Source organism: Paenibacillus sp. FSL R7-0189 (assembly GCF_037969925.1).
GTDB lineage: Bacteria > Bacillota > Bacilli > Paenibacillales > Paenibacillaceae > Paenibacillus_AQ > Paenibacillus_AQ odorifer.
Genome location: NZ_CP150223.1, coordinates 2,420,684 through 2,443,827, shown reverse-complemented (window position 1 = coordinate 2,443,827; position 23,144 = coordinate 2,420,684). Strand labels below are relative to the sequence as shown.

Annotated in this window: 25 protein-coding genes and 1 tRNA gene; 6 read left to right on the top strand and 20 right to left on the bottom strand. The window is 42.7% G+C overall.

Annotated features, from left to right (window positions below; translation table 11 throughout):
- Nucleotides 1-139: 139 nt before the first annotated feature.
- The 4 genes from MKY63_RS10555 to rpsF all read right to left on the bottom strand — a co-directional run bounded on the left by MKY63_RS10555 (nucleotide 140) and on the right by rpsF (nucleotide 3,739).
- Complete coding sequence (locus MKY63_RS10555; protein ID WP_076143952.1) at nucleotides 140-2,089, bottom strand: DNA mismatch repair protein MutS; 1,950 nt, start codon at nucleotides 2,087-2,089, stop codon at nucleotides 140-142.
- 516 nt (nucleotides 2,090-2,605) lie between these two features.
- On the bottom strand, nucleotides 2,606-2,878 hold the full coding sequence (gene rpsR, locus MKY63_RS10550; RefSeq protein ID WP_036651767.1) for a 30S ribosomal protein S18: 273 nt from the start codon (nucleotides 2,876-2,878) through the stop codon (nucleotides 2,606-2,608).
- Nucleotides 2,879-2,899: 21 nt separating this feature from the next.
- A complete protein-coding gene (ssb, locus tag MKY63_RS10545) occupies nucleotides 2,900-3,406 on the bottom strand; it encodes a single-stranded DNA-binding protein (protein WP_036677780.1) in 507 nt (168 codons plus the stop codon).
- A 48-nt stretch (nucleotides 3,407-3,454) separates the two neighbouring features.
- Entirely contained in the window at nucleotides 3,455-3,739 is a 285-nt protein-coding gene (gene rpsF / locus MKY63_RS10540; RefSeq protein ID WP_036677776.1) for a 30S ribosomal protein S6, read from the bottom strand.
- Between the two features lie 217 nt (nucleotides 3,740-3,956).
- Between rpsF and MKY63_RS10535 the strand changes: the two genes are divergently transcribed.
- Complete coding sequence (locus MKY63_RS10535; RefSeq protein ID WP_036677774.1) at nucleotides 3,957-4,154, top strand: YjzC family protein; 198 nt, start codon at nucleotides 3,957-3,959, stop codon at nucleotides 4,152-4,154.
- Between the two features lie 367 nt (nucleotides 4,155-4,521).
- On the opposite strand, the gene MKY63_RS10530 is transcribed toward MKY63_RS10535, so the two are convergent.
- The 4 genes from MKY63_RS10530 to MKY63_RS10515 all read right to left on the bottom strand — a co-directional run bounded on the left by MKY63_RS10530 (nucleotide 4,522) and on the right by MKY63_RS10515 (nucleotide 6,175).
- A tRNA-Ser gene (locus tag MKY63_RS10530) sits at nucleotides 4,522-4,612 on the bottom strand.
- A 43-nt stretch (nucleotides 4,613-4,655) separates the two neighbouring features.
- Nucleotides 4,656-4,868 carry a DUF951 domain-containing protein gene (locus MKY63_RS10525; RefSeq protein WP_036677772.1) on the bottom strand — a complete coding sequence of 71 codons (213 nt, stop codon included), beginning with the start codon at nucleotides 4,866-4,868 and terminating at the stop codon, nucleotides 4,656-4,658.
- Nucleotides 4,868-5,908, bottom strand: a complete 1,041-nt coding sequence (locus MKY63_RS10520; protein ID WP_052097399.1) for a mechanosensitive ion channel family protein — start codon at nucleotides 5,906-5,908, stop codon at nucleotides 4,868-4,870. The genes MKY63_RS10525 and MKY63_RS10520 overlap by 1 nt, the downstream gene beginning before the upstream one ends.
- A gap of 21 nt (nucleotides 5,909-5,929) precedes the next feature.
- Nucleotides 5,930-6,175: a DUF3343 domain-containing protein gene (locus MKY63_RS10515; RefSeq protein ID WP_036677843.1), complete on the bottom strand. Its 246-nt coding sequence runs from the start codon at nucleotides 6,173-6,175 to the stop codon at nucleotides 5,930-5,932.
- A 119-nt stretch (nucleotides 6,176-6,294) separates the two neighbouring features.
- Between MKY63_RS10515 and yyaC the strand changes: the two genes are divergently transcribed.
- The gene (gene yyaC / locus MKY63_RS10510; protein WP_036677770.1) at nucleotides 6,295-6,903 is read left to right on the top strand and encodes a spore protease YyaC; all 609 of its coding nucleotides are present in this window, start codon (nucleotides 6,295-6,297) and stop codon (nucleotides 6,901-6,903) included.
- Here the strand turns inward: yyaC and MKY63_RS10505 are convergent.
- The 12 genes from MKY63_RS10505 to rpmH all read right to left on the bottom strand — a co-directional run bounded on the left by MKY63_RS10505 (nucleotide 6,875) and on the right by rpmH (nucleotide 18,361).
- Nucleotides 6,875-7,375: a DUF4446 family protein gene (locus MKY63_RS10505; protein ID WP_038573966.1), complete on the bottom strand. Its 501-nt coding sequence runs from the start codon at nucleotides 7,373-7,375 to the stop codon at nucleotides 6,875-6,877. The two genes, yyaC and MKY63_RS10505, sit on opposite strands and share 29 nt — an antisense overlap.
- Before the next feature lie 36 nt (nucleotides 7,376-7,411).
- On the bottom strand, nucleotides 7,412-8,557 hold the full coding sequence (locus MKY63_RS10500) for an aminotransferase class V-fold PLP-dependent enzyme (protein WP_038573968.1): 1,146 nt from the start codon (nucleotides 8,555-8,557) through the stop codon (nucleotides 7,412-7,414).
- 197 nt (nucleotides 8,558-8,754) lie between these two features.
- Complete coding sequence (locus MKY63_RS10495) at nucleotides 8,755-9,597, bottom strand: ParB/RepB/Spo0J family partition protein (RefSeq protein WP_036677764.1); 843 nt, start codon at nucleotides 9,595-9,597, stop codon at nucleotides 8,755-8,757.
- A complete protein-coding gene (locus MKY63_RS10490) occupies nucleotides 9,590-10,351 on the bottom strand; it encodes an AAA family ATPase (RefSeq protein ID WP_036677762.1) in 762 nt (253 codons plus the stop codon). The genes MKY63_RS10495 and MKY63_RS10490 overlap by 8 nt, the downstream gene beginning before the upstream one ends.
- A 178-nt stretch (nucleotides 10,352-10,529) precedes the next feature.
- A complete protein-coding gene (noc, locus tag MKY63_RS10485) occupies nucleotides 10,530-11,345 on the bottom strand; it encodes a nucleoid occlusion protein (protein ID WP_036677760.1) in 816 nt (271 codons plus the stop codon).
- Between the two features lie 413 nt (nucleotides 11,346-11,758).
- Nucleotides 11,759-12,484 (bottom strand): 16S rRNA (guanine(527)-N(7))-methyltransferase RsmG, encoded by a 726-nt coding sequence (gene rsmG / locus MKY63_RS10480; RefSeq protein WP_036677757.1) that lies wholly within the window; start codon nucleotides 12,482-12,484, stop codon nucleotides 11,759-11,761.
- 3 nt (nucleotides 12,485-12,487) lie between these two features.
- Complete coding sequence (mnmG, locus tag MKY63_RS10475; RefSeq protein ID WP_036677754.1) at nucleotides 12,488-14,374, bottom strand: tRNA uridine-5-carboxymethylaminomethyl(34) synthesis enzyme MnmG; 1,887 nt, start codon at nucleotides 14,372-14,374, stop codon at nucleotides 12,488-12,490.
- A 39-nt stretch (nucleotides 14,375-14,413) separates the two neighbouring features.
- Complete coding sequence (gene mnmE / locus MKY63_RS10470; RefSeq protein ID WP_076099801.1) at nucleotides 14,414-15,790, bottom strand: tRNA uridine-5-carboxymethylaminomethyl(34) synthesis GTPase MnmE; 1,377 nt, start codon at nucleotides 15,788-15,790, stop codon at nucleotides 14,414-14,416.
- A gap of 109 nt (nucleotides 15,791-15,899) precedes the next feature.
- Nucleotides 15,900-16,634, bottom strand: coding sequence for an RNA-binding cell elongation regulator Jag/EloR (gene jag, locus MKY63_RS10465; RefSeq protein ID WP_036677749.1), 735 nt, complete (start codon nucleotides 16,632-16,634; stop codon nucleotides 15,900-15,902).
- Nucleotides 16,631-17,500 carry a YidC/Oxa1 family membrane protein insertase gene (locus MKY63_RS10460; protein ID WP_036677747.1) on the bottom strand — a complete coding sequence of 290 codons (870 nt, stop codon included), beginning with the start codon at nucleotides 17,498-17,500 and terminating at the stop codon, nucleotides 16,631-16,633. Before MKY63_RS10460 ends, jag begins: the two co-directional genes overlap by 4 nt.
- Before the next feature lie 86 nt (nucleotides 17,501-17,586).
- Nucleotides 17,587-17,937: a ribonuclease P protein component gene (gene rnpA / locus MKY63_RS10455; protein ID WP_036677842.1), complete on the bottom strand. Its 351-nt coding sequence runs from the start codon at nucleotides 17,935-17,937 to the stop codon at nucleotides 17,587-17,589.
- A 289-nt stretch (nucleotides 17,938-18,226) separates the two neighbouring features.
- Nucleotides 18,227-18,361 (bottom strand): 50S ribosomal protein L34, encoded by a 135-nt coding sequence (rpmH, locus tag MKY63_RS10450; protein WP_036677745.1) that lies wholly within the window; start codon nucleotides 18,359-18,361, stop codon nucleotides 18,227-18,229.
- Between the two features lie 675 nt (nucleotides 18,362-19,036).
- On the opposite strand from rpmH, the gene dnaA reads away from it, so the two are divergent.
- From dnaA to recF, 4 genes are all read left to right on the top strand, one after another.
- A complete protein-coding gene (gene dnaA, locus MKY63_RS10445; protein ID WP_036677741.1) occupies nucleotides 19,037-20,383 on the top strand; it encodes a chromosomal replication initiator protein DnaA in 1,347 nt (448 codons plus the stop codon).
- A gap of 197 nt (nucleotides 20,384-20,580) precedes the next feature.
- Nucleotides 20,581-21,723: a DNA polymerase III subunit beta gene (dnaN, locus tag MKY63_RS10440; RefSeq protein WP_036677739.1), complete on the top strand. Its 1,143-nt coding sequence runs from the start codon at nucleotides 20,581-20,583 to the stop codon at nucleotides 21,721-21,723.
- Nucleotides 21,724-21,771: 48 nt separating this feature from the next.
- Complete coding sequence (gene yaaA / locus MKY63_RS10435; RefSeq protein ID WP_036677736.1) at nucleotides 21,772-21,999, top strand: S4 domain-containing protein YaaA; 228 nt, start codon at nucleotides 21,772-21,774, stop codon at nucleotides 21,997-21,999.
- A gap of 23 nt (nucleotides 22,000-22,022) precedes the next feature.
- Nucleotides 22,023-23,141 (top strand): DNA replication/repair protein RecF, encoded by a 1,119-nt coding sequence (gene recF, locus MKY63_RS10430; RefSeq protein WP_036677733.1) that lies wholly within the window; start codon nucleotides 22,023-22,025, stop codon nucleotides 23,139-23,141.
- Nucleotides 23,142-23,144: the final 3 nt, after the last annotated feature.

The following is a 23,144-nucleotide window of genomic DNA, read 5'->3' as shown; positions in this document are numbered from 1 at the left end:
ATATTTACTGTAACAAAGTTTTAGAATGGTTACAATAACTTCTAAGCTTTAGGCCTATACTCCTGCTTGAATTTACGCATATTTCATAGTATTTATAAAAAAAGAGGGACCTACCTCATAGGCAGATCCCTTTATTTCATTATTCTTCATCCTTATGCGTAATTCTCAGGCCTTCGACATGCTTACGCTGCATCAATTTACGCTTTTTACGGGTATCCTTGCTCTCAAAAATTATATCAAAGTCATATTCCTCAGGATACAGCTCATCTTTGGATAGATATGGCTTTAAACGTTTATGATTAATCCGCATTTTTTGCTTCTGGATCATCACTCCGACCATTCCTAAGTGATCTTTTTTCTCATAAACAATTCCTAACCGTCCCAGTGAAGTTACAAGAACGGCATCACCAATTTCATATTGGGTCTGCTTCTCCTTATCGCTCTGTGATTCCGCAGACTTTTCTTCTTTTTCAAAATCCTCTATAACAGGTGCAGTCTTCCCTTTCTCTCCCTCTTTGCTAAAAAGACTTGCCCATGCCGACCCATCACCTTTCTGCAGCCTTTGCTGCTGCGCCTCAACGATCTCCCACGATCGCTTGATAACGTTATCCTGGATACCCAGCTTTTTAGCAATTTGCAGAGCGTAACTCTCCCCCGCTTCTCCGATAGTCAGACGATACAACGGCTGCAGCGTTTCTTTGTCGAATTCCATTCGTGCATTTTGAAAACCGGCTGTCGCAGCAGCAAAGGCTTTTAGCTCATTAAAATGGGTTGTGACGATAATATTCGCCCCTTTACGGCTCAGTTCTTCCAGAATGGCGATTGAGAGGGCGATTCCTTCCCCAGGGTCTGTACCTGCCGCCAGCTCGTCAATGAGCAGCAGCACCCCTTTAGAGGCATCTCTCAGCATTCCCTCAATACTCTTCATTTGTGCCGAAAATGTACTGAGTGATTGGGCCAAACTTTGTCCGTCTCCGATTACACTGATCACATCCGTAAAGACCGTAAACTCACTCCCCTCCTCGACCGGAATCAACAGCCCCGATTGAGCCATGAGGGTCAGCAGCCCGAGGGTCTTGAGCACCACCGTTTTACCGCCTGTATTTGGACCTGTAATGATTAGGGATCTATATCCCTTCCCTATCTCCAGGCTAATTGGAATCATGCCCTGCAGCATAGGATGCCTGCCTCCGTTCATCCTTAGAAAACCCCTATCATTTAGAGTAACCTCAGATGCTCCCAGCGTTCGTGCGTATTTTGCTTTGGCAAAAATAAAATCATAGGTGCCTGTAACCTCGATATTTAGGCGCAGTGCAGTTTGTTCCTGTTCTACCATGCTGGTCAGCATACTGAGGATCACAGCTTCTTCACGTGCCTCTTCTCCTAATAACAAATCCAGCTCAATCTGCATGGAGGCGATCTCATCTGGTTCGATGAACACCGTCTGTCCACTTGTGGATTGATCGAGTACCGATCCCTTTATTTGCTTATGATACTCCCGCTTTACGGGGATAACGTAACGTCCACCACGCTGACTATAAATATTCTCTTGCAAAATCGATTGATGGCGCGACATGATCCCGTCGATTTTTTTATGAAGACGTTCTTTAGCTACGCCAATCCGTTTACGAACCCGCTCTAACCCCTTACTAGCTCCATCATCAATCGCCCCAAAGCGGATACAGCGGTCAATTGCTTCCCGCACATGATTTAATTCCAGCAGAGAGGAGGCATAAGCAGCAATCCGGGGAGCACTTTGCTCTTTAGAAGCCATATATTTGCGCAATTGACTACAGCTCTTTAGAAATGTAGCCACTGCAGTGAAGTCTTGCTCACTGTACAGATATCCAGTCCCCATTAGTGACATGATCCACTCAATCCCCTCTAATGAAGGAATCGGTACACTGGACCCCCGCTCCAGCAGCTCTTTAGCTTCAGACGTTTCCTCCATCGCTCTTTGAATGGAAGGCAAATAGGTCATAGGCATAAGCTCTTCTACAGTTTTCTTTCCTACATAAGATACCGCATGACGGCTAAGCTCGGTTTTAATAATTTCGTATTCCAACGTGTTTAGACTTTGTAAATTCACAGCAAATCCTCCTTATTGATCTAACTATTTTTTTGGAACAAAATCTCCCTAACGCAAAAAGGACAAAGAATGCCACTATGGCAGTCCTTGCCCTTCTTTTTATACTATTGTTCTCTGGCGTTTTAAGGTCCCCCTATAAAAGCCAGGGTGGCCGAAAAACAAAAAAACCGTGCTCTAAGAGCACGGTTAATTACAAAGAGAACAATAGCCGTAAAGAGGCCATATGACGCTTCGTGTGTTCTTAACTAAATCATCCACCGTTAGGAACAACAGACATCTGTGCGAGACGGACTCAAATAGAGCACGTAAACGCCAAAAGACGAGCCTGCTAAAGCCTTCCTAATCCAGTGTTATGAAATTGCTAGTTAAGAACGGTCACCAACATCAATATTTCCCCTTTTATTATAGGATAGCTGTAATTTAACACATTCCAGATTGAACGTCAAACGTAATCCGCACGCTGGCTTTTCACAACAAAAAAAGCAGCCGGTTTCCCGACTGCTTCTATAAAACGTCCTATTCCGTTGTGTAAGGAAGCAACGCGATTTGACGCGAGCGTTTTACAGCAATGGTAAGAGCGCGTTGGTATTTTGCACTTGTACCTGTTACACGGCGTGGCAAAATCTTTCCACGTTCGCTGATGAACTTCTTAAGAAGTTCAGTATCTTTATAATCAATGTGAGTAATCTTGTTCACAGTGAAAAAGCAAACTTTTTTACGCTTGTTGCGTCCACCACGACGTGCTGGTCTTTTGTCGTTGTCAGCGCCTTCTCTTGGTTTAAAAGCCATATTCTTTTCAGTCCTTCCTAATTAAAATGGCAAATCATCATCCGATATATCAATCGGTTTACCATCGCCCGAAAAAGGATCTTGAGTATTGTTGTTACGCGAGAAATTATTGTTGTTATTTCCGCGTCCAGCGTTACCACCGCCACCATATGCTGGCTCTTCAGGCATACTACTTGCACCACTTGAAGTATTTCCACCTTCACGGCTTTGTGAAGATTCCAGGAAACGAACATTATCAGCAATAACTTCAGTTACGTATACACGTTTACCTTCGTTATTCTCATAGTTCCGCACTTGGATGCGTCCTTCCACTGCTGTCAGACGACCTTTGCGCAAATAATTGGCACAGGTTTCTGCTAGCTGTCTCCAGGTAACAACCGGGATGAAGTCTGCCTCACGTTCACCGTTCTGGCCCGTAAAGTTACGATCTACGGCAAGCGTAAATTGAGTTACGGCAACACCAGCGGGAGTATAACGAAGTTCCGGGTCACGGGTCAACCGTCCGATCAAAATGATACGGTTCAACAATTCTGGTCCCCTCCTTTAGAGCGATTCATTACAAAGCTTGTCAAGATCTTAAGCAACGTCGTTCGTAATGAGATAACGAATAACTTCGTCAGAAATCTTCATAAGACGTTCTAATTCAGTAACTACTGCAGGTTCTGCATTGAAGTTAACCAAAACATAAACGCCATCACGGAATTTCTTGATCTCATACGCAAGACGGCGTTTACCTTGCACTTCGTGCTTTGTAATTTCCCCGCCATTGGAGATGATGCCTTGGAATTTATCGACTGCTGCTTGAACAGCTTCTTGTTCAATGTCAGGACGAATAATGTACATCACTTCATATTTGCGCATAATTTTCACCTCCTTATGGTCTGAGGCCCCTAATCACGTCAGGAGCAAGGAACGAGCACAAACATAGACTCGCACCTGATTAATATACCAAAACGAGCAGCAGAGTGCAAGCAATATTAATACCGGACAACCCTCCACCCTCTTTTTACATGAAAAAAACCCTACCTGCGCACAATAATCAGTGAATTCATCTGCACTTAAGGAAGGAGCGATAATGATGGGCGAAAAGACGGAATATGAAAAAGGCGACAAAGCCCCCAATCCAGGCATGTATACAGAGGTAGGTGAAGCGCGAAGCTTCCATACCGAAATTCAGAATCCACAGCATATTAAAATGGAAAAAGGGGATACCTTCCCCGAGACCAGTAACAAAAATCGGAAGTGGAAAAAGGTTGAAAAAGCACGTGTACATTAATTAAAAATAAATGTGTATAAAAAAACGACATTACACCATACTATTCTCAGGCAGTACAAAAGAGAGGTGTGGTTCCGTTGGCCGTCGTAGACGAACACAATCACAGGATATCTGATTCAGCATCTATTGTTAGCTGGGAATAGTAGTGGGTTATTGTCTAAAAAGCAGTAACCTCAGCAACGCCTAAATCACTTTAGTAGCTATATACAGAGAAATTCCAACATCATTGATGTACTGCCTCTTAAAGAAGGACCCGAAAGGGCCCTTCTTTTTGCATGTTATGATCTTTTGCAAACAGCTCATTGGACACAAAAAAACCTCCGTTACAGGAACGAAGGATTCATTAAAATGTTATATTATGCTGAAGTGGCGGAGAGGGTGGGATTCGAACCCACGCACGCTGTGACACGCCTAACTGATTTCGAGTCAGCCCCCTTGGGCCTCTTGGGTACCTCTCCGCAGCAAAAATAATTGTATCATGCAGACATGCCATTTGCAAGCTTAATTATTGTCTGTATTTCCCTCTGCAGAACGCAGTACCTTCTTCATATTCTTCTCGAATTTCGCCCGGGGAATCAGAACACTGTGCTGACATCCTGTACACTTAATGCGGATATCCATCCCCATACGAATGATCTCCATCTCATTAGAACCGCAAGGGTGCTGTTTCTTCATCTGTACAATATCTCCAAGCTGAAAAACTTTACGTTCCACTACCCTTCCCCCTTTTTCCCCTCTTGTGTAGCTGCGATTTGGCGTCTTGATCGAGTGTCAGGCGTATCCGATACTTCCTGCTCATTTTCTGTTTTTCCCAGTTCAATTTCAGCCTTTGCTTCTTCTTCTGCCTTCAAACGAGCTTCCTCTTCGGCTTGAGCAGCTTGAGCCTGCTCTAGACTGCTTAGTTTCTCTAGTGCCTGCTTAATATCATTCTGAATCTGTCTCTCCGCAACCTCTTTTGCATTGGGTAAACAGCTAGCCGCTATACGAATTACATATTCCGAAGTACTCATGGACTGTATACCGAGCACATTAGGATAAGCAAGCACATTAGAGTTACGCTCTTCTATTCCCTTTAACGCTTCTCCAATCAAACCTAGCGTGGCCTCCAAGCTGCGCTCCATTTTTACAGGAACATCAACTACAGCCAATGCATTCGAGAGAGAATAATTGGTCACGTTCGTGATTAATCCATTCGGGATAATAAATACTTCTCCAGTTGTGCTTAACAGCCTGGTTGTTCGCAGTCCGATTAATTCTACAGTTCCTTTATAGGTACCTGTTTGAATCACATCACCCACTGCAAATTGATCCTCTAAAATAATAAAGAAACCTGTAATAACATCCTTCACCAAACTTTGCGCCCCAAAACCTACTGCTAAACCAAGTACACCCGCTCCAGCCAACAATGGTGCCAAATCGAAGTGGAACTCAGAAAGCACGAGCATGATCATCACAAAATTACAGATAACTGTCACTACATTTTTCATCAATTCCCCAACCGTAGTAAACCTTCGTGTGTTGGACAGAAGTCTGCCACCGGTTTTACGCTCAAGCGAACGATCAATAATATTAGAAACAATTTTAATAATAACCCGGGTTAAGAGAAAAATAACAAGAATCCGTAGACCCGCAAATAATACATCCGCCCACATATCAGCATCGGTAAACCAATTCCACACCTTATCTTTAAAGCGAATGGCATCTTTTAATGTATCCGCACCGGGTGTATCAGCCTCCAGTATCCACATATTCATCGCATGTACTCCTCCCCACCCCTAAATCAGTATGTAGTTCTCGTTGTGTTTTCCGTAGATGCCGCGTATTTCTATTTCTTGCTCAACTATAATCTTTTTTACCTCTTCCAGCGCATTTTGAAAAAACTGAATTGAAATTGCACAGCCTGCGGTGATTTCCTTCGGAGTTGGAAATATATCAATTTCTATTTCAGCATACTCAAGCAGCATTTCAGCACGAAGCGCCTGCTGGGTGGAGTCAAACGCTATTAACATCTCATCCTGCATATACGTCAAGCCTCTCCATAGGTTTATCGTCCTATCTCTTGCTGCTGTAGTATAAAACCCCTCTTCTATCCATATACTAGATACCAACAAATAGAATCACCTTTAGAAAGGAAGATGGTATGAACTCCTCATCCAAGGCTACAGCAGCGCAAGAAACGTCCTGTTTAAAAATATCACATACAGATCCCGATATCTATTCCGCAATTACTCATCGGCTACTTTTTCACTTTTCACGCACGCGTCCAGAGACTCAAATTATCGTCATCTGTGTAGGCACTGATCGCTCCACCGGAGATTCTCTCGGTCCTCTTGTTGGTACTGCATTATCCCGTTTTCATAGCCCGTTGTTTCATTTATACGGTACCCTTGAGGAACCGGTTCATGCCGTCAATCTTGAAGAGACTTTGTCGCTAATTAATGAAAAATATAATAACCCGTTTGTCATCGGAATAGATGCCTGCTTAGGTCACTCTACTAGTGTTGGCTGCATCCAAGTCGTTGAAGGCCCCCTCAGACCAGGAGCTGGCGTAAATAAACAATTGCCGCCGGTTGGGGATATCCATTTGACTGGAATCGTTAATGTCGGCGGCTTTATGGAGTATTTCGTATTGCAGAATACACGGCTAAGTCTAGTCATGCGATTATCTGATATTATCGCTACAAGTCTATATTCTGCTTTAAAACAATGGAACCTACATGCTACTTCTGCTGCAACGCGAGAGTTATAACTTCTTTCTCTTCCGGCGATAAGGCATATTGTGACTCCCCATTTTGCATAGGCTTGGAGTAAATATATGAGTTCTCACGATTATGAAGGCTGGTTAATACAATGCCACTGCTATTGTCATCCAGAATAGCCACCGAGAAGCTCAAATCATTACCACGTTCACCGAAGGCATTATAACGCTTGAGAGCGATATTTGACTTCATGCTGCGGATTTTGACTTGGGTAGCTTCTATCAACGCTTTTTGCTCACGTTGTTCTTCTTCCAGCATGTCGCTTTGGTTCTTCAGATCAACCAGAAGGCCTTCCAGATCCTCCACACCGCTTCCTGCCATCATGGCCTCATATTTGCGCCGTATAGTCCGCAGCTTAGCTCCCTGGGCGATTACAGTCACTATCAGTACTAGCATAATTACTACGAAACCAAACACAAACCACTGCAACTGTTCATTAATTAATTGATTCATTTCAGACATGAATGGACCATCCTTTTTATTTATCTGCTGCGGGCATCAGCCATATAACTCATCCATAGCAGCTAGCATTCTGCTTATATTATGCTCTGTTGTATCTACGCCTACACTCGCCCGAACAGCACCACTTTCTAGTGTATCAACAGCCTTATGTGCCAGCGGGGTACAATGCATACCCGCTCTGACGGCTATTTTATACTCACGATCTAGACGGTGAGCTATATTCGCCGATTCTTCCCCATCCACTACAAACGACACAATTCCAGTTCTCGGAGCCCCTAATGTGGGTCCTAATAGTTTAATGTTTGGAATATGGGACAACCCCTCCATCAGCAGTTGAGTCAGCTTCCACTCTCTTTCGTGGATAACGGTTGTCCCTATCGATTTTACCTTTTGAACACCGGCTAGTAAACCAGCAATTCCTACCGCATTTTGCGTTCCCGCTTCATACCGATCTGGGCGAACGGAGGGTTGTTCACTATTCTCAGATTGACTGCCTGTGCCTCCATGCATTAAGGGCTCGAGATCCAATTCAGGTGATATATAGAGTCCACCAGTCCCTTGTGGTCCAAGCAATCCTTTATGCCCAGGAAAAGCTAATAAGTCAATATTCATCTTTTTTACATCAATATCAAGCGAGCCTGCACTTTGAGCAGCATCCACTAGAAATATAGCACCCTTTGCTTTAGTTAGATCTCCGATTTCACCAATGGGAAGTATACTACCTAGTAAGTTGGAGCTATGATTACAAATTACCATTTTAGTGTTTGGTCGAAACGTTTTGCCCAATTCCTTCAAATCCAATTGACCCGCCCGATCCACCTTCAGATAATCAACACTTATTCCTAGTGACTTACGTAAATATTCCAAAGGTCTCCGCACAGAATTGTGTTCAGTCATTGTGGAGATTACATGGTCCCCTGCTTTGAGCGTACCTCTAATCGCCATATTTAATGACATCGTAGTGTTTTGGGTAAACGCTATGTCTTGTGCATTAGAAACCCCAAACAACTCCGCCAGCAAACTCCGGGCTCTCACCAACACCCGTCCGCTTCCCATGGCCAGCGAATAATTTCCTCTACCAGCATTTGCTCCCGACTGCAAAGCATTCATCATCGCAGCTGCCACCTCTGGAGGTTTAGGCCAGGACGTAGCCGCATGATCCAAATATACGAAGTCTTCCATAACCCCGCTCCTCGTCTCATACTCTTTTTCATTAAGAAGAAATAACGTTGTCACCCTTTATTGATAATAACCTTATCTGTAGAAAATATAAGGATAATATTCAGCTCTACTTTATACATCCTTATATTTTGAAAAAACATACCCCTACTTATCCGATTACGGATAGCTCAGGATATGTTCTTGGCATAGATACCCATTTAGTTACCCAATAATTCCAACAGTCTTTCTAAGTCCTGCGCACTGTAGTAATTCAGTTCAATCTTCCCTTTTTCCTTACCTTGTTTTATCTTAACCGTTGTTTTAAACCGTTCACGCAATACTTCCTCTACATTATCAATATAGGGATCACGTTTAACAACTTTAATCTTTGTACCGTTCGTCGGCTTTCGATCCAGATTTTTCACCGTTTCTTCAAGCTCTCTTACGCTCCATTGCTGTTCCACGCATTGTTCAGCCAATTGTTTAATAACTTCCGGATCTTTCAAGGCAACAATAGCTCTCGCATGTCCCATAGACATTGTTCCACGTGAAACATATTCTTTTACTTCTTCCGGTAAAGTAAGCAATCTTAGGAAGTTAGCGATGTGTGATCTGGACTTCCCAACTTTCAGAGATAGCTCTTCTTGTGTGAGTGAAAATTGATCCATCAAACCTTGATAAGCAACTGCGATTTCCATGGCGTTTAAATTTTCACGTTGCAAGTTCTCAATCAGGGCGATCTCCATAACCTGTTGATCACTTAGATTTCTTACGACTGCTGGAATCGTAGGTTTACCACAATATTGCGAAGCCCGGAATCTGCGTTCCCCGGCAATGATTTCATACCCCTTCAAAACACTCCGTACAATGATCGGTTGAATCACGCCATGTTGTCTGATAGACTCAGCCAATTCCTGGATTGCTTCTTCATTGAAATCCTTGCGTGGTTGATAAGGGTTAGCTCGCAATTGAGCTAATGGGATTTCTACTACCTTATCATCTTCATTAATAGATAAAGAAGGAATCAGAGCATCCAGACCTTTCCCTAAACGTTTACTCATAAGAAATCACTTCCTTTGCCAACTCTAAATACACTTCTGCTCCCTTTGAGCGAGGATCATAAGTAATAATGGATTGTCCATGAGACGGTGCCTCACTTAAGCGGACATTCCGAGGAATGATAGTTCTGTAAACTTTTTCCTGAAAATACTTTTTAACCTCTTCGATGACTTGGATCCCTAAATTCGTACGGGCATCCAACATGGTTAATAATACTCCCTCTATTTTCAAATGCGGATTAAGATTTTTTTGCACTAGACGCACGGTGTTTAAAAGCTGACTCAACCCTTCGAGCGCATAATATTCACATTGAATCGGAATGATTACCGAATCAGCAGCTGTAAGGGAATTGATCGTCAAAATCCCAAGGGATGGAGGACAATCAATGATGATATAGTCATAATTATTTTTAACCGCATTTAAGGCTTTTTTCAATTTCAACTCTCTGGAAATCGTTGATACTAATTCGATCTCCGCCCCTGCTAATTGAATAGTCGCTGGAATGATGTGCAGTCCTTCATTTTGAGTTTCAAGTATCGTTTCTAGAGGATTTACTTCATTAATGAGAATGTCATATATACAATTCGCTACGTCCGCCTTGTTGATGCCAACGCCGCTGGTAGTGTTGCCTTGAGGATCGATATCAACTAGAAGCACTCTTTTTCCTAATGTAGCCATACCGGCACCTAGGTTCACAGAGGATGTTGTTTTACCGACACCGCCTTTTTGATTTGCTATGGCAATAATCTTGGACACTAATTTCACCTCGAATAGTTAGGAAGAATCTTCTCGTAGATCGCAAGTACAAACGGCCAAACTATGTTACTTTATATAGGCTAAAACTCTAAAATGCAGGACTGAGCAATACATCCTGGTTCAAGTCACACAAAAGGCGGCCAATCACTTTAAGGCCGCCTTCAGCTTTTGAAACAATTTATCTTTTGGGGATTTGGATTACAATCTCGTAATGGTCACCACGGTCATTTTCTGACGTTTTGATTTCCATACCTGAGCCTGACACCATATCAATAGATTGACGAATTGTATTAAGAGCTAGACGAACATCCTTGGTATAGGAGACCCGTTTTGACTTTTTAGTTTGTGAGACTTGTTTATAGAAAGCAATACGAGCTTCCGTCTGTTTAACATTTAATCCTTTTGCAATAATCTCTGCCAAAACTTTTAATTGCATTTCCACACTATCCAGTGATAAGAGTGAACGCGCATGTCTTTCGGAAATCTGACGTTCCATCAATGCTGTCTTAACCTCTTCAGGTAAGTGGAGTAAACGAATCTTATTCGCTATAGTCGACTGACTCTTGCCTAAGCGTTGTGCTAAGCTTTCTTGTGTTAATTGATGAAGATCAATTAACTTCTGATAAGCGACAGCTTCTTCTATGGAGGTCAAACCTTCACGCTGTAGATTTTCTATGAGCGCAATAGATGCAGCCTGCGAATCATTGAACTCACGGACAATAGCAGGGATCGTCTCTAAACCAAGCTTTTTAACTGCCCGCCAGCGCCGTTCACCTGCGATGATCTCATATATAGAATCTCGCATACGTACAACAATAGGCTGAATGACACCATGAGTTTTAATTGTCTGACATAACTCATCAATTTTGTCATCATCGAATATAGTCCGTGGTTGGTAAGGACTGCTAACGACCTCATGAACTGGTATTTGTTTGATTTCTTCTCCGCTGCTCCGCTCGTTAAACCCAAATAGCTTGGTAAATTGTTCTTTCATTCCGTTCATAACCACCTAATTTCGTTATAGTACGATCTTCTTGACCTTCTTCACGGAAAGCATATCGTACAGCAATCTAAAACATTCTGATATTATGGAATTACCTGTAATGAACAGGCATCATAATCTCTCCTTCTTTCGAACAAGAGTACAGAGAAGGAGTTATATACAAAATTAAAGTCTACTATGCTATTCTATCACTTTTCTCTACATAATCATATTCTCCGTAAAGACCTATTTTTCCTGCATTTTTACAGGTGCACAACCAAATCAGCTTATAAATCTAATTTTCATCTAAATTGATATTTATCGATTTTTGTTATCATCATCTTCATAAAAAAAGAGCATTCCCTTTGTTCAAAGGGAATGCTCCTAAAGGAACTTTGAGTATCGGCAATGTTTCACGTGAAACATTATTTCATCAATGGCGTTTTGGCAGGAATTCCCGCTTTTCTTGGATATTTAGCTGGTGTTGCTCCTGTCTTACGGATCATAACAATATGTCGATCCGACTCCTCCACTGGTAAGCTGAACGACTCCACTTTGCTGAGTTCAGCACGAAGCTCTTTTAAGCTGTACTTAGCTTCGCTTAATTCCTCTGAAGGATCGCTGCCCTTCATTGCAGCGAACACCCCATCTTTGCGTGTGAAGGGAAGACAAAATTCATTCAATAAAGACAGTCTTGCTACCGCACGTGCTGTAACCAAATCATAGGCATCACGATGAGTGAACTTGCGCGCGACATCCTCTGCCCGCCCATGGATCAATTGTACATCAGTTAATCCCAATGTCGTACTTACATGCTGCAGAAATGAAATTCGTTTATTGAGCGAATCAACAATCGTTAGCTTCAAATGAGGAAAACATATTTTAAGTGGAATTCCTGGAAAACCAGCTCCTGAACCGATATCTGCGAGATTGGTGACCTCGTTAATATCAAGGAAAAAAGCTAATGAAATAGAATCATAGAAATGCTTTGTATATACCTGCTCTCGCTCAGTTATACCCGTGAGATTCATTTTTTCATTCCAGGATACGAGTTCCTTATAATACAGATCAAATTGTGCTAACTGTTCTGCTGTAAGGGATATGCCTCGTTCCTGTAATAGTTGTGTGAATTGAACTTCCGTATTATCCATAGCTTATCCTTTCGCCGCGGTTACCCGGTTGTAATGCTCAAGATATACAAGAAGAATGGAAATATCAGCAGGTGTAACTCCCGCAATCCGAGAAGCCTGCCCGATAGAGATCGGGTGAATCTTAGTCAGCTTCTGCCGCGCTTCCATCGCTAATCCATGGATTTCATTATAATTAATGTCATCTGGAATTTTTTTCTTCTCCATCTTTTGCAGGCGCTCCACATGTTGAAGTTGTTTTTCTATATATCCGGCATATTTAATTTGGATTTCTACTTGCTCTTTCATTTCTGCATCCAGCATCTCTGGTGATGGTGATACTTGATCAACAAAACTATATACAAGCTCTGGGCGCCGCATCAGAACTAGCAAATTACTGCCATCTACAATAGGTGCCGATTCATATTGCGCTAGTACTTGGTTTACATCAACAGGTTTAACCTTTGTTTCTTGCAGACGAACAATTTCACGCTCCACCCGTTCTTTCTTATCTGTGAAGTTATCGAAACGCTCCTGTGTGATCAAACCAATGTCGTAACCGATAGGTGTAAGTCTTAGATCTGCATTGTCATGGCGAAGCAACAAACGATATTCTGCACGTGAAGTAAGCAGACGGTAAGGTTCATTCGTTCCCTTAGTCACGAGATCATCAATGAGTACACCAATGTATCCCTGTGAACGATCTAGAATTACGGGTTCTTTGTCTTGCACTTTGCGTGCTGCATTAATTCCAGCCATAACCCCTTGGCCTGCTGCTTCCTCATAACCGGAAGTGCCATTGATTTGTCCAGCAGTGAACAGACCTGGAAGACGTTTAGTTTCAAGAGATGGCCATAGCTGTGTAGGAACCATTGCATCATATTCAATAGCATAGCCGTTACGCATCATCTCTACCTTTTCCATACCGGGGATGGAACGTAAGATAGCTAGCTGTACATCCTCAGGAAGACTAGTGGACAGACCTTGTACATAGTATTCCGATGTATTTTTTCCCTCTGGCTCTAAAAAGATCTGATGCTTAGATTTATCACTGAATCTTACGACCTTATCTTCTATAGAAGGGCAATAACGTGGGCCAGTTCCTTCGATAATACCTGTGAACATTGGCGCACGATGAAGGTTATCATTAATAATCTGATGAGTAACCTCAGAGGTATACGTTAACCAACAAGGAAGTTGTTCGTTATCGGATGATTTCGTTTCGAACGAAAAGAATTTCGGTTCATCGTCACCTGGTTGAATTTCTGTCTTAGAGAAATCGATCGTATCACGATGTACACGTGGTGGAGTACCTGTTTTAAAACGCACCAATTCAAACCCAAGCTCCCGCAAATTCTCAGAAAGCTTCACGGATGGCTGTTGATTGTTAGGTCCACTTTCATATGTTAGCTCACCCATAATCACTTTACCGCGCAGGTAAGTACCTGTTGTCAGGATAACAGTCTTACTATGGTATTCGGTGCCAGTCTTCGTAACTACACCTACACAACGTCCATCCTCAACGATTAAACGCTCAACCATCCCTTGACGAAGTGTCAAATTAGGCGTTTTCTCCATAGTTTCCTTCATTGTATGTTGATAAAGGAATTTATCAGCTTGTGCACGTAAAGCATGTACTGCTGGTCCTTTACCTGTATTCAGCATACGCAGTTGAATGAATGTCTTATCTATATTGCGGCCCATTTCTCCGCCAAGCGCATCAATTTCACGCACTACATGTCCTTTGGCAGGTCCGCCTATGGACGGATTGCAGGGCATGAATGCAACCATATCCAGGTTAATTGTGATCATTAACGTACTGCAACCCATCCGGGCTGCAGCCAGTGCTGCTTCACAGCCAGCATGACCAGCGCCAATGACGATAACGTCATAGTTGCCTCCATCATAACTCATGTCCTGTTTCCCCCTTGAAATTATATTAAATCGTGAATCTTATTTTCCTAAACAAAATTGTGAGAATATTTGGTCTAACAAAGAGTCAGCTGCAGTATCGCCAATTATTTCCCCAAGCTGTTCCCATGCGAGCCGTACATCGATTTGAATCATATCAATCGGTATATACTGTTCTGCAGCATCGTATGCATCTTGAAGTGATTTATAGGCTTTTTTGAGCAGGGCTATATGTCTCACATTACTCACATATGTCAAGTCACCCGATTCCAGCTTTCCACCAAAAAAGAGTGTCGAAATGGCATCTTCAAGTTTGTCTAGACCTTCCTCTTCCAGAACGGACATCGGTACAATGTTAGACTCCTCAAAAAACGAGAGCAACTTATCCTTATCCAGTTTGGACGGTAAGTCCATTTTATTCATGATTACTAGGCACTGTCTACCGTGTATTTGTTCCATCAATGCCAATTCATCCTCATGCAGCTCTTCATTAGCATTCAGCACAAGTAGAATCAGGTCGGCGTCACTAACTGCCGCTTTGGAGCGCTCCACCCCAATTTTCTCAACAACATCCATCGTTTCACGAATTCCCGCAGTATCGAGCAGCTTAAGCGGTATATTATTTATCGTTATAAATTCTTCTATTACATCACGTGTTGTTCCCGGAATATCTGTTACAATCGCTTTATTCTCACGAGCTAATGCATTTAGCAATGATGATTTACCAACGTTCGGACGTCCGACAATAGCTGTCGTAATCCCTTCACGAAGTATTTTTCCTTCATTAGATGTCTTAAGCAGCTTTGTTATTCCCTCCATAACCTCACTGCTTTTATCTTTAATAAATTCAGCTGTCATGGATTCTACATCATGTTCTGGATAATCTATATTCACTTCAATATGAGCCAGCATCTCAATAAGTGTGTGGCGTAAAGCATGAATTCGATCCGATAAGGATCCGCTAACCTGTTTTAAAGCTACAGAAAAAGCCCGGTCAGACTTAGAGCGAATCAGATCAATAACAGCCTCAGCCTGCGATAAATCGATACGTCCGCCCAAGAAAGCACGCTTGGTGAACTCCCCCGGCTCGGCTAACCTTATCTCCTGCTGCAGAAGTAAGTCCATCACTCTTCTTACAGAAATTACACCGCCATGAGCACTGATCTCTACTACATCCTCGGTCGTAAAAGAACGTGGTCCTTTCATAACGGTTACCAACACTTCTTCCATCTTCTCTCCGTTATCAGGACTGACGATATGTCCGTAATGAACGGTATGCGATTCCGCTTCAGTTAATGGAATTCGGCTGCGAAATAATGGTGCCACTTGGGAAATAGCCTGTGGGCCACTTACCCGAATAATAGCAATTCCTCCCTCGCCTAATGCCGTCGATACGGCAGCAATGGTGTCACTAAGCATGCTGTTTTTCACCCCAAAACTTATATTTTTTGAATAGAAACGTTCTTTTATTTTTAAAAAAACAATGACCCCTTACATTGGTCAAGGAGTCATTGCATCCATATAGTCTTTACTTCAAGGTTATAACGACGCGGCGATTTGGCTCTTCGCCTTTACTGAGGGTACTCACTTGCCGATGATCCTGTAACCTGGAGTGGATAATCTTGCGCTCCTGAGGAGACATTGGCTCCAATACAACCTCTTTACGAGTGCGAATTACACGTCCGGCTAAACGATCAGCCAGCTCTTCAAGCGTTTTTTTACGGCGCTCACGGAAGTTCTCTGCATCTAACACAAGCCGTATAAAACTGTCGGAATAACGGTTAGCTACAATATTAGCCAAATACTGTAGAGCATCGAGAGTTTGTCCTCTTCTGCCAATTAACAGTCCCAAATCTGGACCGGAAATTTGCAGAATCGTGGATTCCTTGGTGTGGACGATTTCTACCTCCACTTCGAGCCCCATGCTCTTAGCGACATCCACAATGAAATGAACGGCTTCTTGGTAAGCTTCCTCCACCGGTTGTCCGGAATCTTGGCGTGGCACACCGCCGATGGCCTCCTGTTTGCTCTCTCTTGCTGACTGTTGAGGCAGTGACGGAGCACTCGCCGCTGATGCCGGTGCGGCTTCGGCTATCAAGGTTAGTTCAACCTTGGCACCTTTCGCACCGATCAATCCCAGGAATCCTCTTGATGGCTGCTCAAGTACGTTGACCGTTACCCGGTCCTTTTGAACTCCAAGCTGGGTTAGTCCCCGTTCTACAGCTTCTTCAATGGTTTTCCCTGTTGCGACGACTTTGCTCATTTTGACTTTTTGGCTCCCTTCGATGACTTGTTACCGCCTTTGCTCTTCGGAGCAGGACTGGAGTCATCTGTACTTTTTACAGCACTTGCGATTGCCAATTTGTGTTTATCATTGTTGCGGTATAAGAAGTAGTTCTGAATAATAGTGTAAAGGTTACTGTACACCCAGTATAGTGGCAAGGCTGCAGGGAAGTTGTACGACATAACGAAGATCAGAACTGGATAGATCATCATCATGAACTGCATTGGCCCTTGTTGTTGCACTGGATTCATTTTGGTCATCATTCTAGTTTGAATAAATGTTGTTAATGCTGCTAGCACTGGTAAGATAAACAGATGATCCGGTTTACCTAGCTCCAGCCACAAGAAGGTGTGCTCCCGCAAATGTGGATTATAGTAGATCGAGTTGTAGAGAGCGATAAAGATAGGCATTTGAACGATCAGCGGTAAACAACCCGCCATTGGGTTAACCTTGTTTTCTTGGAACAAACGCATTGTTTCTTGCTGCACCTTTTCAGGTGTGTCTTTATATTTTTTCTGGATCTTTTGGAGTTCCGGCTGAATGGCTTGCATTGCACGCGAGCTCTTCACCTGTTTAATAGTAAGCGGAAGAATCAACGTGCGGACAATAATAACCATCACAAGTACGGCTAAACCATATTCTCCGTTAAACCAATCTGCAAACTTGTCCAAGGCAATGGCGAAATAATACACTACATTACTTTGCCAGAAGCCTCCATTCTTCAAATCCTCCGTAGTGTGCGTAACAGCAGTCGACGGAGCGCATCCCGACAGAACAGCTAACGACAACACCATTACCGTGATGAGGAGAAACCATTTTCCTCGTCTAGTCTTCATTAGAGACACTTCAAAACCCCTCTCTTAAACATTCCATTCCACCGTAAATCATACCATAATTATGAATACAAATAAACAAGCCTCTTAAGCACCCTTTATTTGCGGGAAGCCTTGAGTAGCTTGGCTTTACGAAGCACATGCAGCACACTTTTTTCGAGCTCTGCATACTCCATGGAAAGCGCTCCTTTTCTTACGATAAACACCATGTCTAAGCCACCTGCAATCTCGGGTTCATGGTGACGGACGATTTCCTTAACTAATCTTCTCATACGGTTACGGACAACCGCGTTTCCGACCTTTTTGCTAACAGACACACCTACTCTAAATCGCTCTACCTCTTTTTTGCCAAACCAATACACTACAAATTGATGATTCGCAAATGACTTCCCATGGCGGTATACACGACTGAAGTCGGCACGGTTTCGTAAACGTAACTTTTTGTGCACGGGAATCTCCTTCATAAAAATCCGGTTTAAGTGTCCCTCCGAATTTTTTCTTCTAATAGTATAGGCATTTGCAAGCAGCCATAAACGACCACATTTGCTGTGCTGAAATTAAGCTTCTATATATAGTAGGAAAAATAATTTCAACTTCTCACAAAATATTTCTCAATATACGTTAAATAGCCCCGCAAAGTGTAGCTAGCGCATTAAGCGAGATCCTAGACTTTTGCAGAGCAATAATAATAAAAAGCAGTAAAAAAAGACCACCGCAGTGGTCCCTTAGTGGCCTAACTTACGCACTCAAAACTTTTCTGCCTTTCAAGCGGCGAGCTGCCAGCACTTTACGGCCGTTTTTCGTGCTCATTCTTTTACGGAAACCGTGAACCTTACTACGTTTGCTCACATTTGGTCTAAATGTCGGTCTCATAATTGCACCTCCCTTACAGGAACTTAATTACTGTCATATAAGCAGAAACGGACTAAGCCGTCCTTATAGTAGGGACAGTATCTACAAGAATCATCATTTTTATATATCGAGACATATCCTTACAGAAAACACCTTTATATATTTAAACATATTTTATGAGCAAAAGTCAACCTAGTAACCGGCTTGTTCCTCCCCCTCAAGCTCAGGTGTTTATCCACAACTCTCCCCAGAAAAAAAGTAATCCACAAGATATGACAGTTATCCACCTGTGATCAAAAAATAAAGTCGACTGCTCACAGTTGAGCACAACCTGTGTATAAAATTATCGAACCTTTGGCGTAAAGTGTCGAACCGTAAACAAATTATCAACAATATGTAGTGGTGTTCCTAATAATTGTACACAAGTGCTTGAATTTGTGGATAAAATAGCCCTGCTCATTGAAAAATAAGGGGCGTTTTGCTATGATGGTATTACTTTTGAATGTGAATAGATTTGTTTGTTCTCTTAATTATCAACAAGCTGTGGATAAAGTTGTGAACAAATCAAATTTATCCATATTTTTTTGTCTCTTCATATTGCCTACTGGGGATAAATATCAGCACCAACCTATTTTCTTCGACATTTCCACTTCATGGCTGATGCCACATTTGGAAGATTTAAAGGAGTGACAGTCTGTGGACAGCCATACTTCCGAATTATGGCAGCAAATTTTATCGATTATTCAAACCAAATTAAGCAAGCCGAGCTTTGATACCTGGTTTAAGGCTACTAAAGCGATAACCTTCAACTCCCAGGTTCTCATTATCTCGGCACCTACAACGTTTGCTGTAGAATGGCTGGAAAGTCGTTACACCAAACTGGTAGGAGCAACCGTCTACGAAGTCACAGGGAAACAAGTGGATGTAAAATTCGTGATTGAAGAAAGCAAGCCGCCTGAGCTTGTGGTTCAGCAATCCGCTCCGACTCCCGTAGTATCAAGAGAAGAAGCACAAACGCATCTGCTTAATCCAAAGTACACTTTTGACACCTTTGTAATCGGCTCTGGGAACCGCTTTGCGCATGCAGCCTCACTGGCAGTGGCCGAAGCACCAGCCAAAGCATACAATCCCTTGTTTTTATACGGTGGTGTAGGTCTGGGCAAAACCCATTTGATGCACGCAATTGGGCACTATGTCCTGGAACATAACCCAAATAACAAGGTAATTTACATCTCGTCTGAGAAATTCACGAATGAATTTATCAATTCGATCCGTGATAACCGCGGTGAAAGCTTCCGTAACAAGTATCGTAATGTTGACATTTTGCTTATCGACGACATTCAATTCCTCGCTGGAAAAGAGTCTACACAGGAGGAGTTTTTCCATACTTTCAATGCGCTCCACGAAGAACGCAAGCAAATTATCATCTCCAGCGACCGACCACCAAAGGAAATTCCCACACTGGAAGAACGGCTGCGTTCCCGGTTCGAATGGGGCTTGATTACGGATATTCAACCACCAGATCTGGAGACCCGGATTGCGATTTTACGCAAAAAGGCTAAGGCAGAGAACCTTGATATCCCTAATGAGGCCATGATGTATATTGCCAACCAGATTGACACCAATATTCGTGAGCTTGAGGGTGCATTAATCCGGGTAGTTGCTTATTCTTCGCTTACCAACCAGGATGTAACCACTCATTTGGCAGCTGAAGCGCTCAAGGATATTATTCCTTCCAGTCGTCCCAAGATGATCACCATCGCTGATATTCAGCAAAAAGTCGGAGAATACTACAATTTGCGCCTTGAAGACTTCAAAGCACGAAAAAGAACCAAAGCCGTAGCGTTTCCACGTCAAATCGCAATGTATCTATCCCGTGAACTAACGGATTATTCACTGCCTAAGATTGGTGAGGCTTTCGGAGGACGTGACCATACGACCGTAATTCATGCGCACGATAAAATTACACAGGCATTAAAGGTCGATCAGGAGTTGTACAAAGTGGTAAATAATCTTGCGGAGAAAATTAAAAATCCTTCCTAAGAGGAACAAAGAGCCTATACACAATCTATACACATGTGGGTAGGCTTAATTTTATGCTGTTTGGTGGGGTTATCCACATATTCGTCGCCCCTACTACTAATACTATTAAATAACTATAATAATTCATCATGTAAAGACGCGTAATTAACAGACTCAAATCCATCGAAATTCCCAATTTTTCAGCTAGGAGTGAAATCATGAAAATAAGCATTCTTAAAAATGAGCTCAACGAATCCATTCAACACGTATCCAAAGCTATATCCAGCAGAACAACAATCCCTATTCTGACCGGTATTAAACTGGAAGTTAGCCATCAAGGCGTCACATTAACTGCAAGTGATACCGATATTTCTATTCAATCGTTTATTCCAGCAGAGAATGACAGCCACACCATCGTGAAGATAGATCAGCCAGGAAGTGTTGTTCTTCCCGCTAAATTTTTCGTCGAGATTATTAAGAAGCTGCCCTCCAAAGAAATCCACATGGAAGTAAAAGAAGGATTCCAAACGTACATTTCTTCCGGATCCACTGAGATTCAGATGGTTGGTTTAGACCCTGAAGAATTTCCTGTGTTACCGAGCATTGAAGAGAATGACACGATCTCTCTACCAGGTGATTTGCTGAAAAATATGATTAAACAAACAGCCTTTTCTATTTCTACCCAAGAGACAACTCCGATATTAACGGGTATACTATGGAATCTGAGCGACAATGAGTTTAAGTTTACAGCGACTGACCGTCACCGCTTGGCAACAAGAGCTGCTAAACTTGAAGGCACGGAAAATGTCAATTTCGGAAATATTGTTATTGCCGGTAAAACCCTTAATGAGCTCAGCAAAATTATCCCTGACCAAAATATGCTGGTTGATATTGTCGTTGCGGATAATCAAGTTCTCTTCAAAATCGACAAAGTACTGTTTTATTCACGGATCCTAGATGGGATTTATCCTGATACTTCTAGAATTATTCCAACAACCTACAAAACAGAACTAACTTTAGATACAAAAAAATTAAGCGAATCGATTGATCGTGCTTATTTGCTGTCCCGGGAAGAAAAAACAAATATTGTTCGTATGCAGACGCTTGATCAAGGCGGTATTGAAATTTCTTCAAGCTCATCAGAGCTGGGTAAAGTTCGCGAGGAACTTGAAGTCATTGATTTCAAAGGTGAACCTCTCAAAATCTCTTTTAACTCGAAATATATGCTTGATGTATTAAAGGTCATAGAGAGTGAGCAGCTCGTTATTGCATTTACAGGGATGATGAGTCCGATCATTTTGAAACCACTTGACCAAACCAATAGCTTGTATATCATTTTGCCTTACCGTACAACAAATTAATGCCAACATTCATGAACATGTGGATAAGTGGCTGAAAGGATAAAAACCATGAAAAAAATACTTATCCACAGTGGATACATTAAGCTGGACCAATTTCTAAAACTCGCAGATTGTGTATCCACAGGTGGAATGGCCAAAGCTTTATTGCAGGAAGGTCACGTACTGGTCAACGGAGAGGTAGAGGAACGGCGCGGCAGAAAACTTTATCCGGGTGACAAAATCGAAGTGCAGGATAACGGTACCTTTGAGGTTGAAGGCGGAGGAGTAAAAGAGTAGTACGCTAGGGGAGGAACCATTTCGTGTTTGTTAAAAATATCGGTCTGCAGCATTATCGGAATTACGGGCTGCTGCGTCTGGAGAGCCTGGGCGATGTGAATCTGATTCTGGGTCAGAACGCCCAAGGCAAAACAAACCTCATGGAGGCATTGTTCGTCCTGGCGATGACCAAAAGCCACCGTACCTCTAAGGACCGTGAACTTATCTCCTTCGATGCCCCCGGAGATGCAGCTCAGATCGTTGCCGAGGTAGAACGAAAGTATGGCGATCTCAAGCTGGAGCTCACCCTATCTGCCAAAGGTAAAAAAGCCAAGATCAATGGCTTGGAGCAGCGGCGCCTTAGTGAGTTTGTTGGATCTCTGAATGTGGTCATGTTTGCACCGGAAGATTTAGAGATTGTAAAAGGGACCCCTGGTATCAGACGGCGTTTTCTTGATATGGAGATCGGCCAAGTCCAGCCTAGTTATCTATTTCACCTACAGCAGTATCAAAAAATACTCTTGCAAAGAGGTAATCTCTTAAAGCAATTATGGGGAAAAGAGGCTGCAGGGAAAGAACTTCTGGAAATCTGGGATGCTCAACTTGTAGAGCATGGTGTTAAAATCGTCAAAAAAAGGAAACAATTCATAAAGAAGCTGCAAATATGGGCTGAAAGCATTCACCGGGGGATTACGAACGGCGGAGAAGAACTGAAATTGCTCTATGTCCCCTCTTTCGGCGATCGGGATGAGGAAGATGAAGCTGTCTTATTAGACAATTTTATGTTAAAGTTATCACAAACGAGAGAACAAGAAATCAGGCGCGGCATGACGCTGACGGGTCCCCATCGGGATGACCTGTCCTTTTTTATCAACGGAAGGGAAGCTCAGGTCTACGGTTCTCAAGGACAGCAGCGTACCACGGCTTTATCGCTTAAGCTGGCGGAAATCGAGCTGATCCACGAGGAAATCGGAGAATATCCTGTGCTGCTTCTTGATGATGTTTTATCCGAGCTTGATCCTTACCGCCAGACCCAGCTTATTGAAACCTTTCAAAGCAAGGTACAGACATTCATTACCGCTACCGGAATTGAGGGTCTGAATGCCGATAAATTAAAGGGCGCCAGCCTATTTCATGTTCATGATGGAAAAGTTGAGTTATAAAAG